This window comes from Bacillus sp. SRB3LM (assembly GCF_015712745.1).
Taxonomy (GTDB): domain Bacteria; phylum Bacillota; class Bacilli; order Bacillales; family Bacillaceae_G; genus Bacillus_A; species Bacillus_A thuringiensis_K.
In genome coordinates, this window is record NZ_VWVQ01000002.1 from 220,985 (window position 1) to 236,314 (window position 15,330).

Genomic DNA, 15,330 nt, shown 5'->3' on the forward strand with positions numbered 1-15,330 from the left:
CACTTACACAGTTAGTACTGGTTACTGGAGTTACGATATTGAACAAGCTGGGTATTGTACAAGATGTGGTTATGATACACATGGAGAATACTTAAAGCATTAAAAGGAAGTGTTATTATGTGCGGAGATACAAAGGATGTTGTTATTCTTAGAAAAGATACAGATGTTACGTATTGCCCCGGTACTCCTAATAAGTTTACCGCTAAAAGGCACAATGTTATCTTGCGTAAGCGTAAGGATAAGATTGAGTTAAATATTCGAAATGACGGTTATGATGCGAATGGCCAACGTAAGTCTATTCTAAATGGCTGCTCATTAACTAAAGAAGAAACTCAATATTTAATTGAACAGCTTCAAGGATTACTTGAAGAAGATGTAGTGAAAGAATGTTATGGTTGTTCTCACTTCACTCATACAAAACAAGGTTGGTATACTGTTGGGTATTGTAAGTTAAAAGATACAACAACCGATGATAAAGACGTATGTGAAAAATTTAAGGCAAGGCAAAATAGAAAAGTATCTTAAGGAGAGATAATATGTCAGGTATAAATAACACTATTCACGATTGTCTATTTAGTGTAACTGGACGTACACCGGAGCAGGATTTAATGAAACGAGTTATCCGCCACCTCCCTGCTTCTATCTTATTATTAGCTGAACACTGGGGACCGAACGATACAGTGTTCAGAGATGAAACATTGATTTGGATTAGTAACAACAAGAAAATGCTAGAGGGTGAACTTTGTGGAATTAACTAAAATTGTAGAAACGTTAAAAACATGTAATGCGAAAGTGTATTTAGTAGGTGGAGCTGTTCGTGACTTACTATTAGACATCGTACCAAAAGATAAAGATTATTGTGTTACCGGTATATCTCAAGAAGTATTCGAGAGCCTCTTCCCTACTGCTATGTTACAAGGTAAAGACTTCCCTGTTTATCGTATGGATATTGATGGAGAACTTTGTGAAGTAGCATTAGCTAGAAAAGAACGTAAAGTATCTGAAGGTCATAATGGTTTTGCTATCTATGCATCACCTGATATTACTATCGAGGATGATTTAGCCCGACGAGATATCACTATTAATTCAATGGCTATTGATGAAGAAACTAAAGAATTGATTGATCCTTACTATGGTGAGATTGATCTACGTAGTAAATTGATTCGAGCAACTACTGAAGCCTTCTGTGAAGATCCTCTTCGTGTGTATCGCGCTGCAAGATTCGCTGCAGAATATGGTTTCTTTATTGAATACAAAACATCGACGATGATGTACCAACTTAAATCAGAGTTGTCATCCCTATCTATAGAACGTGTATTAGAAGAAACAAAGAAGGCATTGATGTCTCGTACCCCTTCTCGCTTCTTCCATGCATTAAAATCTGCAAATGTATTAGATGTTCATTTCCCTGAGATTGATCGTTTATCAGAACTTGAACAGAACTTAATGTACCATCCGGAAGGAGATGTATTTGAACATACAATGCAAGTTATTGATTCTGCTCGTTACCTTATAGATGAATTGCCTGTTGGTAATAAACTAGTAGTTATGTTCTCTGCCCTTCTTCATGATGTTGGCAAATATGTAACAAAAGGTATTCACCGCATTAAAGGTACTCCTACTTATTTTGGTCATGAAGAAGCAGGTGTTCCAATTGCTGAACAATTTCTTGAACGTTTCAATTTAAAGTCATATAAAAAAGCTATTTTATTTAATGTAGCTGGTCATATGGTCTTCCATGACAAAATTACTGATATGAAGAATGGAAAAGCAGTTGATTTTATGGAAGGTAAGTTTGAGTACAGTGGTAGTGATTACATTAGAAAACCAGGTCTTCTTCCAAGTGTAGGCTGCGTACACGACTACATTGCAGTATGTATGGCTGATACAATAGGCAGAATTCAAAATCCAGAGAGATTACCTTATTTATTACAGGTTGTTTCTTATATGATGCGTGTAATCAACACTAAAGATACACTCTATACGGATAAGGTAATCAGAAGATTGCTATTTATTACCGGCAGTTATGAAACGACTAGTAATTTAGCTATTTCCTTAACCACTGCTATCCATCATAAATGTATTTTAGAAATCTATGTAGAAAAATCAAAAGACATCACCTGTCTACTTGATATCGAGGACTTAAAGAAAATGTATAAAGGTGAAAAACTAGGCTATATGATTCATAAAGATAAACGTGCTCAGCGCACTGTCATTATGAAGAATGCACGTAAAGTAATGTCTGAGTATGTGGAGAAGATGGTATGAATCAAGAACTAACGCCTAGCGAATACTTTGAAATTATAAAAGGTAAAAAGAATACGATAGATGATCAGGAATTAGTAAACATCTATGATAACTGTCTTACTCTTTTAAACAAGTACAAAATCACTGGCCAGACTAAAGCTATTAAGAAATTAATCTTTCATTTAGAAACAATTGAAAAAGAACGTAGCATTGTGCAGGCTGGTATCGATACATTTGTATACCGTGATGACATCGAAGAATTTATCGAGAACATTTCTAAAGATACAGTTAAGATTCAGGATCTTGAAAGTTACGAACGAGAAATACCTGATGATGTTGTTGCTGTTTTAGAAACTGTTAAAGATAAGTTCGACCAGTTCTATGTTGTGTTCACGGATTATACAGGTAAAGTGGAAAAACAAGTAACGAAAGAACGACGCGACAAGGACCCTATCCTCTTCGGGACATTTCAAGATGAGAAAAGCAGAACAGTTATTGATCGCTTCTATTTCATTGGTGATTGGGAAGATGAGTATTGTGACCTTACGTTAGATAAGATGGTTAACAAAGTACAATCTTCTAAGGGTAAAAATATTTCTATGACGATTAAAACCCCTGAAGATATTAATGAATTAAAAGAACAGCTTTCTCTGTTGGAAGAACACGAAAACCGCTTTATGATGGGTAACAAACAAAAACCCGGTTTCTTCAAGAAGATATCTACGTTCTTCTCTAAAAAACATTGAAAGCAAACATAGATTTAACAGCTAATCAGGATTTTAATAAACCTGCTCAAAGAAAGCCTTGGTTCTTACAAGAAAAGACGCTATCTATGTTATCTAGTCGCTTAAGTAAACCTATTCCCTGGGATCAGAACGATATCTTTTCGATGTTAGGTTCTACTCCGAGAAATAGTTTAGTGCCTATTGGTAACAAGGAAGCTATTAAGAAAGAAAAGCGGTGGGCTAAATTTGAGCAAGGTCTATCTTGTGAATGCTGCGGTAAAGATTTATCGCTTATGCCTTGGAACATGACTTACAACTTATGTACTCCATGTGATGAAAATCTAGACATGGGTAGGAATAGACGAACGGCTATCTTAGATTTATAAAGGGGAATTTATATGAGAGCACTTATTGAAAACAATATGAAACTACTTATAGAAGAGAAATTAATTCGCACTGATGTTGTAGATCGCGCGATGATTACATTGGAAGGTTAACCTAAATGTATGTTGATGATAAAAAAGTAGCAGAATTAAAAAAATATCTTCTCCACTTAGAAAAAAGAAGATGGGAATTAAAACGTAAAGGTAACTTATCTGAGTTTGCAGAGAAGTCAGCAAAAGTGTCTGGTATTTTTAATACTACAGAAGCTTTAGGTATTGACTTAGGTATTCGTAGAGCTGGTCCTTTCTATAAGGAAAAGATTGATGAGGAATAGAAAGAATTAATTTTATTAACTCATGGGAGGGGCTAACGCCCTCCCCTTTTTTGATTTTTATTCTATTTACTAAGGAGAGATAAATATGAGTACAGTAATTGAAGCAACATTTGGATTAACAACACAAAACACAATTGAAAACAACGTTGAAACAATTGTTGATCCACTAGTTGGGAAATATGATTTAGAACAGGTTGAAATTAACTGGTCGGAAAAATCTACCTTAGCTAGAACAAATGAATTTGTAGCTTATTTTAAAAAACGTTTAAATCAGTTTCTAATACGTAACGAACGTATTGAAATGGCACATGAAATGAAACATTCGGTTGCTGGTGGTTTTCTTTCTGATTCATATATGAAGAATCAACCAGAATTAAATAATGAAGAATCTTATGTTGTGACCGAGAATAAATATAAGTCTAAAGATGTTGATGTATTCATGGAAGTTCCTGTATCAGCATTCAGAGGATTAGATGTTGAATCATTTATTGAAGAAATACGAGAAGAATTAAAAATAGCTAGTGGTAACTCATTCTCCTCTCCTACTTTCAATATTAAGAAGTTTGAAAGAAACTATTCATATGACTTCATTTCTGTTCCATATATCTTTGAAGTGAGTATTGATAAGATGACTAGAATCGAATTAATACTATGTCGTGATATAGAACGAATTATGGACTTTGATATCTCAATCAGACACTTCTTTAATTTTGGAGGTACAGAGGTTTATGCAGCGAAGTTTGCTATTGATGACATTAAGAAAAAACGATTGTCTGTAGTGTGTCCAATTACACCTAAGAGTACATTGGTTCGCCTATTCTATTTCAAAAAACGCTACGGTTTCTCAATTCAGTATGCTGCTTTCAATATCCTAACATGGGTATTCAAGCAAAAAGGTAATACAGCTGAGGAACTAATAGAATATGTAACTACTGTTGAGAAGTTTAAATACGACTTCGCTCTTAGAAGCCATCTATACAATATGGTTCTTGTTTATCTTGAGGCATATACGGAAGCTACAGACGGAAATGTATCTCGAAAACAATTTGTATCTCATGAACTACATAGCGTTTTAGCTAATGAAAAGATGTATCGTAATAGTCTATTTGTTAATGACAATGTATCATACTTCGGAGAATTCAAAATGTGCTTCCCTTATTCTGATTTATTCCGACCTATTTATACATTCGTTACTAACAATTCTCTTTATGATGTGATGTTTGCAACAAAATTTCCACATGGCTTCTTCGGTAAGTTTTACAAGCATTTGAATATGGGTAATAACTTATCCACTTTCTTAAATGAACATGGCTTAGAATATCTTGAAGTGTTAAAGAAATGTGAATACTCTTCCAACGGATTAATAATGTCATATGTAGAATACGAAGAAACTAAATCAAAAGAACAAGAAATACGTGATAAACGAAAGTTTGAATCAGAACTACGTAATCTATTTACACTTACTAGCGACAAAGACAAGTATCGTTACCTTAATAAGAAGTTTGTGAGAAAACTTAAAGCTGGGTATAAATCATATCAAACCCCGCTTCCGGACTATTGTAGTGAAGAAGACATTCCTTCTTTCTTACGATTAGCTAATCCTGATCCGGTTGAGTTTTATAACGTACCATCACCTATGAAAATAGATGATACCGATTTACCATTTTAATATGTTATTAACCATGTATCGTAACTCTTTCTCAGCCATATATACGGTTGACTACACCTACCCATGCGGGGAGACGATACATGGTCTTATTTTAATTTCAAAATTGGGGGAATTTAAATATGAAAAAATTAATCGAGTTCAGTAAGAAACGTTGGCCATATATATTAGTTGCACTTATAGCTTTAACCATAGGCAGTTTATCTGGTCCTTCTGCGGACGAATATTATTCAACTCTTAATAGATATGATGAATTAAAAAAGGAATCAGATAAAATTTCTAAAGAAAACAAAGAATTACAAGCTAAACTTGAAGAAGCTAAACCATACTTTGAATTAGCCGAGCAAGAACGTCAGGCTAAGATTGAAGAAGGAAAAAGAAAAGAAGCTGAAGCTAAGGCTCAAAAAGAAGCAGAAGAAAAAGCTAAAGCTGAAGAAAAAGCACGAGCTGATGCTGAAGCTAAGAGATTAGCAGAAGAAAAAGCCAAGAAAGGTTATGATACTGGAATTACTTATGATCAATTAGCAAGAACTCCTGACCAATTCAAAGGAGAAAAAGTTAAGCTCAAAGGTAAAGTTGTTCAAGTTATGGAAGGTACGGGTAAAACCCAAATCAGATTAGCCGTTGGAAGTAACTATGATACTATCTTATTCGGTGAGTTTGACACTTCAATTGTTACGTCTAGAGTTTTAGAAAACGATGTAATTACTGTTATGGGTACATCTACTGGTATACTAACTTATAAATCTACAATGGGTGGGAACATATCTATTCCTGGAGTATCCATTGAGAAGATCGAACAATAAAAACTTACATTCTAGGGGAATAAACCACAAAGTAATATATTAACCTAGAAAGATTATATTCTAGGGGAATCTAATGAATAACACTAGATTCTCATACCTCCTCCCCTTCCATATTGGTTGGGGTTGTTTAATTTATTCAATAATTATCAAATGTTTGGGGGTGTTTATATTGGCAAACAAATCTATTAATCAAACACTACATAGAATCGAGGTGAGCTGTGGTGACCCATAGTGAGCATGTTGAAATTGGAGACCTAGTTGTAGTTGATACTGGTATCCTTGGAAAGTTGGTTTATAAAGTAACAAGCGACTTCCTTCATATTAAACTTGAGAATATTGACAATGGCTTTGAATACAATGAAGTTTTTAAAAGTCTTGGTCAGCTAGATGAATTCATTCGTAAACATTCTAGCAACATACGGTTAGTTCCTCTACATTAGGAGCATATCCCGGGACACATTCTCATATACTCTTAGTAAAGAAAAACTAGGGGGATACATATGAAAAAGAAGAAGCGTGTCGGTGAACCAACAAATAAAAATAAGCCTAGAAAAACGGATGGATTACCTTCTAAGAAAAAGAAAGTAAGATCCGGAGCTTATTGTTAATTTTTATATATTGAAAACTATTATTCTAATGAATATATTAAACCACGGCCAAATAGGTTCGTGGTTTTTTGCATTACAAAACAAAAACTAAACTTATATTATTGGAGGAATTTTATTATGAAAAAGAAAATCGTAGCATTCACAATGGTTGGAGCATTATCTGTAGGGGCAATCGGAGCAGCTGCAAGCTCACTTGGTTATTACAAAGGAACTGGCGTATCAAAATATGTATTACCTGCCCTATCTTCACTTGTTGATAAAGTTGATACATATGAAAGTAACGAAAACTACTTACTTGATAAAATTGAAGGTCTTAAGTTTGCTGCATCAGACAAAATCAATCATGCAAATGATGTAATCGCTGAAAGAAATGCAGACATTAAAAACTTAGAGGAACAAAAAGCTGTAATTGAAGGACAAGTTGCAAAACTAACTAAAGATCTAGAAGCAGTTAACGCTGAATTAAACTCTAATGAAGCTGAACTTGCTAATACAAAAGGTGAACTTCAAACAACTAAACAACAACTTGCTGAAAAGATTGACGCTTTAAACAACAAAATTGCTGAATTAGATACAACTACTTCTCTTCTGAAGACTGCAAATGCAGATAAAGAAGTATTAAAAGGCGAAAAAGCGAAATTACAATCTGAACTAGATAAAGCAAATGCTGAGTATGACAAAATTGTACCTGCAGCAGTAGAAACAGCTAAGCACTTAGATAAACAAAAACCTGCTGATGTTTCTAAAGTGGATACTACTATTCCTAATGTTGAAGAAGGTTCAAATAAAGGAAATCATGGTAACCAGGGCAATCAAGGTAACAACGGTAATCATGGTCAAGGAAACAATGGAAACAAAGGTAATCAAAATCAACAATAATTAACTTATGTGGGGGCTATCGCCCCTACCCTTTTTGTTTTCTATGAACTCAATTTCTATTGCTATCGTTTTATTCAAATAGCAATTGCGTTTGCAGAAAACTAAACCTGTCACCATGTTACGACACTTCTTAAATTATCTTAGGAATGTGTCCTAGACTTATTGTTTTGGGGAGGAGACATCTGTTCTGTTATATGTCGAATCCAAGTTTCTTGTAAAACACTATTATTTTTTTCATAGAGTACTTCTTAGTCAACTCATATTGACTTTTGTACTCAAACCGTTATGTTTGAAAAGCTAAAATTATATTTCCGGAGGGATTATTAATGGTAGAACTAAATGAAAAAGAGCAATTAGAGGAATTAAAGGGAAAGATCAATGATATTAAAGGTGATCTTATTATCCATATTGAAGAACAATTTAATGATATCTTCGCACTAATCAATGGACGCATTGAAGAAATATGTGATGCAGAACATGATGATGAATTCGAAGATCATGATGAAGAAGAACAAGAAGAATATGAAGAGCGCGATGTTCGTGATGAGCTTGCTCCTGAACAAGAAGAGGAAGCTACAGTCTTATCAGCAAGCATTGCTTCCCAAATTCAGCGAGCTAATCAAGTAAACAGTGATGAAGAAGCACCGGTAGTAGTAATCAACTCCCCTGCTCCATCTTTAGCTGAAAATATTAAGAACCAAATCGATGGAGTAAAAGCAGTTGTAACAGAAACTCCAGTAAGTCTTACTGAGAACATTGCAAAGCAAGTTGCTGATAAAAACAACTTAGCTGTCGTTGCACCTACTATGTCTGAAGGTCCGGTTGATATTCCTCAAGCAACTGAATCAGTTCCTCGACCATTAGGACTAATCATCGAAGAACTACGTAATGGTGTGAACACTGGAGTTGATGCAACTTCAGCAGAAAAGACAGAGGAATTAATCGAACAAGCAGCATCACAAACTACAGAGAAAGATGCTGAACAAACATCAGAATTAGCACAAAATATAAAAGTACAAGTACTATCTGATTCAATAAAAAAGCAATTATAATAAACGACGGAGTTGATGCAATAAAGGAGAAGATCACCTAGGGGAAAGGTGGTCTTTTTTTGCTATCACTCATACATACAAATTAGGGCATAAATATAGAAAAATGGGACAAAATGTGGATGCAATACACAAACTTGGACTTTTAAGATACAGAGAGAGAATTTAAAAGGAGATGTTAATAATGGAATACGGATTAATTGTTACTGATGTAAAGATGAAAATTAAAGATGGTAATGGCATGAAAGCGATTTGTAATATTGTAGTAAATGGTATGTTGGCTCTAAATGATATTAGGATTGTAGAAAATAGAAGCGGTAAACTAATGGTTGCAATGCCTTCTAAGAAAATGGGCGATGGTAGATTCAAAGACTTAGCTAACCCTGTAAATGCTGAAGCTAGAAGAATAATTGAAGATGCTGTAATTGGCGAATACAATAAATTAACTTCTTTAAGCAACGAATTATTCGCACTTATTGGCTAATACTATAAATAATAATACTAATTATATGTCTATCACTATATACAGCAATTTAACTCGCACGTTAACAATTGAATAAGTAATACAAAGTAACATATATAGAGAACTGGTAACAAGCCAGTCGGGATCATAATATTGGTCATCCAAGTAAAACTAGGGAAAGTTAGTGTTTTTTCATTTTTTGTAGTGGATTACAATGTATTCCACGTTTTTTTGTTAGTTTTTAGTTAGATATATTAATAACGTCGTACTCATAACATACAGATCTATACCCACCATGATGAGATACACCCAACACGAGGAGGAAGTAAAATAATGAAAATGAATACAAAAACAAACACAGGAAACAAAATGGAAGCTGGAACAAACGAAGTGGCAATCTACATGGACTCTTTAAAAGACGGATTAGAAATAACAGCGATGACTAAAAATATTTCAAGATTTATTGAAAAAGAAGTAGTTGGTACAGGTAGAAATTTCAAAGTTGATATGTATGCTCTAGCTGAAAATGGATTGTTAGGATTCGAACAATTAGCTTCTTTTGAAAATGGCTTGAATACTGAATTCACAACAGGTAATAAGGTTGTCACAAATAAAGAATCAAAATACGTTATGGTTGTCCAATGCAAGATGAAGTTAAATACAATTAACAATTTCACAAAAATCCAAAGGTTGGTTTATGAATTATATGGTTCAAATCCAGAATTAGCAACGCGCGGATTAATGAAAATGACTCCAGAGGAACGATCTGTTATGAATGTAGCTCTTAAATATGAGCGCTAATATAGGGGGTGTTAATTTTTACACCCCTCCCCTTTTTACTTTTAGAAAGATACACTGTAATAACCCAGAATACACTGTTTTCTAGTGAAATCTAGTGTTTTGTAACAAAAAAAGAGCCTGGGATTTCTCCCAGACTTCTTTTGATTATTATCTTTTATACATACCTAGCATCGCAGATGCTGCTGCTGAACGAGCACTGTTTGGAGGAGTTTCTTGCTCCTCTTCTTGTTCTTCAGTTTTATCTAGAACCTCTTCATTTTCTTCTACAATCTCTTCTACTTCTATCTCTTCAGGTTCTTCAACACTTCGTTTTACTTCTTGTACTTCTACCTGTTCTCCACCTACATAGACTTTCACTTCTTCAGAATTGTTCTGAACTTTTTCTACTTTCGCAGGCTTAACTGGAACTGGAATAGTTTGAAATTGTGGCATTTCAGGTTCAACTGTCGCAGAAACATATTCATATGGATTTGGTGGCATACCATTACGTCTAATCATTTCTTGATACATTAGACTTTTAATCCATCCACTAAAGTTTTCTATTTTGTCAGCATAAGCATATAGAGTAGCGTCATTCATTTTTTTAGTATTAAAATATACTGTTTTGTGCTTCTCATTCTCAGGTTTTTTCTTTTTAGGCTTATTAGTAGCTTCGTTTCTAGCCAATTAAATCACCCTTTTACCGCAGGAGCGAAGGCTTCTTTAGCAATAAAGTATAGTCCTGCCGCATTTGCGTATATTGGTTTTAGACTCTTACTCTTTCTTGATAATGCAAGCTCAGGTTTCATGATCTCCATTTGATAGCTGTTGTCTTTTAGCTCATTAAATGCATCTGCTAATTGTTCTGAATATCCACCACAAACATGAAGTGTTGAACCTTTTGGCCATTTTAAAGACTCAATTGAACCTTTAACTTTCTTTGCAATCATTTCAGCTGTTCGGTTAGCGTACATATTCTTGTAGAATTCTACGCCGTTATGTATAGTATCTGCTGCTGTCGGCACAAGAATACCATTAACAAATGCTGCAAGATTGATAGTTTGTGAACCAGCATCAACAACATAAACATTTTGAGATGTGAATTCATTTGAGAAGAATGCAGCCGCACCTTCTGGCAATACAATAATATCTTTAATACGAATATTTAAAGGAACATCATTGAATGTAACTTCAATTGGGTTGCCATTATTTTTAAATCTAGTTTCAATCTCTTCTAATTCTTCTGATTCAGAAGCGCTTACTAGTGGTGTTCCATATGCTAAGTAAACATTAATATCTTCATCATCGAATTTCTCATATTTGTCTAAGTATAGGCAAATTCCACCTAATGCGCGAATAAATGCAGTTTCATCATTTTTAGAACCAGTGCTACTATGGCTATCAACGCCTAGTGGATTGAATGTTTCAATAAACTTAGCATGGTCTCCTAAAATATATCTTTCATCATTAACCGCTAATTCAAATCTGTTTTGGATTCCTAGTGCATTTCCGAATTTCATCATTTTTGGTGGCTCAAGGATAGTAATTGAAGGGAATGATCCTTCTCCTTTAGGTCCAACAATTTTAACTGCATTTAGACCTGCATCTACTCCAAGTATTAAATTTAGTGTCATAAATCGAAACTCCTCTCGAAAAACTATTATTATATGTGTTCGAGATTTATTTTAGCACACATTACCAACAAAATATAGTAGATTTCCCCGACATTTTATGATTTTTTATTACATTTTAATTTATTCTAGGGGAATCCACTTTTTATTTCGCTTCAGGCCAATTATATACAGCTAGTTCGTTACCTTCAAAAGGTTGTTGGTCTTCTAACTTTTGTTGTTTCTCTGATTCGTTTTGGCGTTTCATGGCATTTTCTCTAATACGGTCTACTAGATTATTAGCGAAAAATGCTGGTTCATATTCGATTACTTCACCTTTAGATACATACTTTTTAACGTTTATAGCATGTCTACCTATGGCATTTAGTACATCTACTTTGTGGAATGATGCTATTTCAGCTTCTGCAAGTGTTTTCTTTACAACGTTAATTGCTTTTAAATCTGGACATATCTTAACTTGTTCCAGAATAGGATCTAATAGAGCATAATTATTGCGTCGAGAAATGATAGTGTTTTCTTGTTCGTCTTCTAATGGTTCTTCACCTATATTAGATTTAGAAGACTTATTTAAGTTGGGGTCATTCTCGTTGGGATAAATCTCACTAGGGTAAGGATAACTAGAATAAAGATCATTAGTGTGTACATTTTCCTCCCCTAGGGCTGGAATATCTTCATCCCCTGGGGGTGGAATTTCTCCTTCACTAGGGGGTGTATTTTCTCCTACCCCAGGTACCGGATTTTCTCCCTCCCTAGGGGTGGAATTTTTACTACCCTCTTTTTTTACACCATACTTATCCTTAGCAGCAGCTATACACTCTTCTAGTGTTTTTAATGGCTCTTTCTTCTTTTTCTTACGCATCTTAACGTGTTTATAGTATTCTTTTTCACCTAAGAAATGTGCTAACGACGCTCCACTAGAATCTGGTTCATTCAAGTAGATTCTGTTAGCGCCACCATCTACTGCTTCTGTTGATACTAATTCTTCAGCTATAAGCTCGTCCATGAATTTAGTAACTGTTTTGTTTGATATGTTTAATGAGAATTCAATTTCTTGATTATCTAAAATACAGTAGATGTCGCCTTTTTCGTCTACAAAAGCAGGAGCTTCACTTCCATTAGCTACTGACATCTGTGTTGTGTATATAGATAAATTGAATCGATCTCTTACGAGCATGTATAGTAATTTAGCACCGCTACTTAAGTTCTCGCGGTATTGTTTCTTCCAGATAAGCACCTTAGGTAATTTGTAAAACTCTTCGTTTGTTACGTCTTTTATGTTGATTCTTTTTTTAGACATGAAAAAAGCCTCCTGATCCATTAGTAGTTTTATAGTTTACTAAGGACAAAAGACTAAAAAAGGTTAAGAACCGTATTTTGTACTATTGAAGATGATAGTTTTTCATGATACAATAAGTACAAATCGAAATTTTATTTTTTACATTACAATTTTGACTCGAAACGAAATTGTATGTGTTCTTGGTTTTTTTAGTTTTTTGTCCTAGGCTGCGATGCGCGAACATCGTGGCCTATTTTTTTTGTATTTTTAAGGTTAATCTATGTAAAATTTGTCGAATAGGTATTGACAAATTTGATTTAATACTGTTGATTTCCTTAATTTCATCATACAAGGGATAAAAAGCGATTGCAATAACCTTTTTTGTGATTATTTTCCTCGGTTTTTTGATGACAAAAATGTCATTTTAGCCAAAAAAAGCATATTAACATTGTTGATGTGTTATTTATTCGACAAATTAGGATATATTTTCATATGCCACATGAATGAAATATGTCGATAATGTCATTTATCTGAAAGGTGGGAAAATTTAATGAGATACGATTCTTCGTAATCAGGTAGGGGCTAACGCCCCTACTTTTTTTGCATTTCCTGATGTTTGCAAATATTTATGAAAGGTGGTGGTGCTTTTGATAAAATTACTAGCATTTTTCAAATCAAGTGCTTATGTTACCTACAATAAGCAAACATCAGGAGGAAGTATTTTTGGAAAACCTTAATATCACTATTTACACAATTAACAGCGCAGAAGGAGAAAAGGTTGCAGAAAAATTGGCAAAGTATGATTTGATAGCAACAATTAAACATATTGTACGCGATCGTTTTACTTTTACTGAGTTCAAAGCTTTGTTAGCGTTAACAGACGATGGGTTAGATGACTTATTAACTCAACGTGGAAGCACAATTGATTTCCTTACAGAACAAGGGATTGAACTTGATGATTTAACATTACGTGAAGCTTACAATGTCATCCTTCAAAATCCGAAGTTGCTCAAAACGACCATCTTGACAGATTGGAACAGGATTGCGTATGGTCTAAACGGCGCGAAGATGTTCCTTCCTCGACACGTAAGAAAACAAGAGCAACTAAAGATGTACGCTAAACCAGAAGCACAAGTCGAGTACATGGAAGCTAGTTGAACATAAAGAGGAGTTGATCCTGTGCAACAACTTACTAATAAACTCGACTCAACTGAAATCTTTCAAACCATTTCTAAGACTAGTATGGTTGAAGATATAATCAACAACCTTGTTAGTTATCCGACATTACATGCAATAAAGATTCGTAAAGGATCATTCAACAACTATGCAGAGTACAAAGAGTTTTTGGCGAATGCACCGAAGTTTAAAAATCGTTTACAGCATTATTTTGCATTGTATTGTCATAAAAATGGATTTACATCCAAACTTAAAGAAGAACAGATCTCCATTAGAGGTTACTATGTTGAAAATAAAAATTTTCTCGTATCTCTAGAAGGGGAAGAATTGATAACTATCTATGCAGAACTGAAACCATTAACAAATAAGGATTCTGTATCAGGTCTTTATCATTGGGAGGATAAGTTGAATGAGTTACGAACTGATGTTGATACCTATGGATTATAAAAAGCATCTAAAAGGTATAGGAACAAAGGCTACTTCTAGCTGCATTATGTGTGATTCCGAACTTGCTTTAATCGATGAGTTCACTAATGTGGCGGGTATGCCACAATCGCATACGGACTATGAAGGTATTTTTAGTGTTTGTCCGCAATGTACAACACCACACTTAGAGTTATTAAGTGGAGTGGTAGATTTCAAAGGACCTGTTTTGATTGGGTGGGAATAAACTCACCGCATCAGCGGTCTCTTTTTTTTGACCTATTCTAGTGGATTCTAGTTTATTTTGGGGTAAAAAACTAGAGTCTGGTTTATTGTAAATATCCCAAAAAATATATCAAATTCGAAAAAAACTATTGAAAAAACCAAAACTAATGGTTTCGATGAAGGAGTAATTAAATGACAAACATGTTAGACGTAATTTATGCAGATACAAAATTAGAGGTGCCAGCTGACACTGATATGAAAGCGTTAGAAGTAGCTATGATTGAGAATTTCCCTGAATTAAAGAACCCAACTATTACACGAGAGGGCAATACAATCACATTTACAGCTAAAGCAGGTACAAAAGGAGCAGATACAATGGAAATGTTAGAAGTAATTTATGCGGATACTAAACTGGAAGTTCCAAACAACACAGACATGAAAGCACTAGAAGCAGCGATGATCGAGAATTTTCCAGAACTAAAAAACCCAACAATCACTCGTGAGGGGAACACAGTAACATTTACAGCGAAAGCGGGAACTAAAGGTTCTGACATGCTAGATGTTATCTACGCAGATACGAAGTTAGAAGTTCCAGCAGATACTGACATGATGGCTTTAGAAGCTGCAATGATCGAGAACTTCCCTGAATTAAAGAATC

General features: G+C 34.4%; 18 protein-coding genes and 1 pseudogene. 16 read left to right on the top strand and 3 right to left on the bottom strand.

Annotated features, from left to right (window positions below; translation table 11 throughout):
• Positions 1-117 precede the first annotated feature (117 nt).
• The 12 genes from F3I02_RS01260 (at position 118) to F3I02_RS01315 (ending at position 9,962) form a co-directional block, all read left to right on the top strand.
• Complete coding sequence (locus F3I02_RS01260; RefSeq protein WP_196477439.1) at positions 118-525, top strand: hypothetical protein; 408 nt, start codon at positions 118-120, stop codon at positions 523-525.
• 11 nt (positions 526-536) lie between these two features.
• Entirely contained in the window at positions 537-758 is a 222-nt protein-coding gene (locus tag F3I02_RS01265) for a hypothetical protein (protein WP_098587063.1), read from the top strand.
• Complete coding sequence (locus tag F3I02_RS34580) at positions 745-2,268, top strand: tRNA nucleotidyltransferase/poly(A) polymerase-related protein (RefSeq protein WP_196477440.1); 1,524 nt, start codon at positions 745-747, stop codon at positions 2,266-2,268. Before F3I02_RS01265 ends, F3I02_RS34580 begins: the two co-directional genes overlap by 14 nt.
• Entirely contained in the window at positions 2,265-2,993 is a 729-nt protein-coding gene (locus tag F3I02_RS01275; RefSeq protein ID WP_098265251.1) for a hypothetical protein, read from the top strand. The genes F3I02_RS34580 and F3I02_RS01275 overlap by 4 nt, the downstream gene beginning before the upstream one ends.
• 481 nt (positions 2,994-3,474) lie before the next feature.
• A complete protein-coding gene (locus F3I02_RS01280; protein ID WP_196477441.1) occupies positions 3,475-3,690 on the top strand; it encodes a hypothetical protein in 216 nt (71 codons plus the stop codon).
• A gap of 85 nt (positions 3,691-3,775) precedes the next feature.
• Positions 3,776-5,359: a hypothetical protein gene (locus F3I02_RS01285; protein WP_196477442.1), complete on the top strand. Its 1,584-nt coding sequence runs from the start codon at positions 3,776-3,778 to the stop codon at positions 5,357-5,359.
• Positions 5,360-5,478: 119 nt separating this feature from the next.
• Entirely contained in the window at positions 5,479-6,162 is a 684-nt protein-coding gene (locus tag F3I02_RS01290; RefSeq protein WP_196477443.1) for a toxin regulator, read from the top strand.
• Between the two features lie 221 nt (positions 6,163-6,383).
• Complete coding sequence (locus tag F3I02_RS01295; RefSeq protein ID WP_196477444.1) at positions 6,384-6,602, top strand: hypothetical protein; 219 nt, start codon at positions 6,384-6,386, stop codon at positions 6,600-6,602.
• Positions 6,603-6,887: 285 nt separating this feature from the next.
• The gene (locus F3I02_RS01300; protein WP_196477445.1) at positions 6,888-7,649 is read left to right on the top strand and encodes a hypothetical protein; all 762 of its coding nucleotides are present in this window, start codon (positions 6,888-6,890) and stop codon (positions 7,647-7,649) included.
• Positions 7,650-7,975: 326 nt separating this feature from the next.
• Complete coding sequence (locus F3I02_RS01305) at positions 7,976-8,701, top strand: hypothetical protein (protein WP_196477446.1); 726 nt, start codon at positions 7,976-7,978, stop codon at positions 8,699-8,701.
• Positions 8,702-8,882: 181 nt separating this feature from the next.
• Positions 8,883-9,182: a SpoVG family protein gene (locus tag F3I02_RS01310; RefSeq protein ID WP_000455658.1), complete on the top strand. Its 300-nt coding sequence runs from the start codon at positions 8,883-8,885 to the stop codon at positions 9,180-9,182.
• 312 nt (positions 9,183-9,494) lie between these two features.
• Positions 9,495-9,962, top strand: coding sequence for a hypothetical protein (locus F3I02_RS01315; protein ID WP_196477447.1), 468 nt, complete (start codon positions 9,495-9,497; stop codon positions 9,960-9,962).
• 147 nt (positions 9,963-10,109) lie between these two features.
• Here F3I02_RS01315 and F3I02_RS01320 read toward each other — a convergent pair whose 3' ends face one another.
• The 3 genes from F3I02_RS01320 to F3I02_RS01330 all read right to left on the bottom strand — a co-directional run bounded on the left by F3I02_RS01320 (position 10,110) and on the right by F3I02_RS01330 (position 12,869).
• Positions 10,110-10,628, bottom strand: coding sequence for a hypothetical protein (locus F3I02_RS01320; RefSeq protein WP_196477448.1), 519 nt, complete (start codon positions 10,626-10,628; stop codon positions 10,110-10,112).
• Between the two features lie 5 nt (positions 10,629-10,633).
• On the bottom strand, positions 10,634-11,575 hold the full coding sequence (locus F3I02_RS01325; protein WP_196477449.1) for a ParM/StbA family protein: 942 nt from the start codon (positions 11,573-11,575) through the stop codon (positions 10,634-10,636).
• A 142-nt stretch (positions 11,576-11,717) separates the two neighbouring features.
• Complete coding sequence (locus tag F3I02_RS01330) at positions 11,718-12,869, bottom strand: replication initiator protein A (protein ID WP_196477450.1); 1,152 nt, start codon at positions 12,867-12,869, stop codon at positions 11,718-11,720.
• Between the two features lie 702 nt (positions 12,870-13,571).
• Here F3I02_RS01330 and F3I02_RS01335 point away from each other — a divergent pair.
• From F3I02_RS01335 to F3I02_RS01350, 4 genes and pseudogenes are all read left to right on the top strand, one after another.
• Positions 13,572-14,006, top strand: a complete 435-nt coding sequence (locus F3I02_RS01335; protein WP_196477451.1) for an ArsC/Spx/MgsR family protein — start codon at positions 13,572-13,574, stop codon at positions 14,004-14,006.
• A gap of 21 nt (positions 14,007-14,027) precedes the next feature.
• Positions 14,028-14,471, top strand: coding sequence for a hypothetical protein (locus tag F3I02_RS01340; RefSeq protein ID WP_196477452.1), 444 nt, complete (start codon positions 14,028-14,030; stop codon positions 14,469-14,471).
• Positions 14,434-14,694, top strand: a complete 261-nt coding sequence (locus F3I02_RS01345; protein ID WP_196477453.1) for a hypothetical protein — start codon at positions 14,434-14,436, stop codon at positions 14,692-14,694. Before F3I02_RS01340 ends, F3I02_RS01345 begins: the two co-directional genes overlap by 38 nt.
• Positions 14,695-14,864: 170 nt before the next feature.
• Positions 14,865-15,330 (top strand): annotated as a pseudogene (locus F3I02_RS01350) (hypothetical protein); the annotation flags it as partial.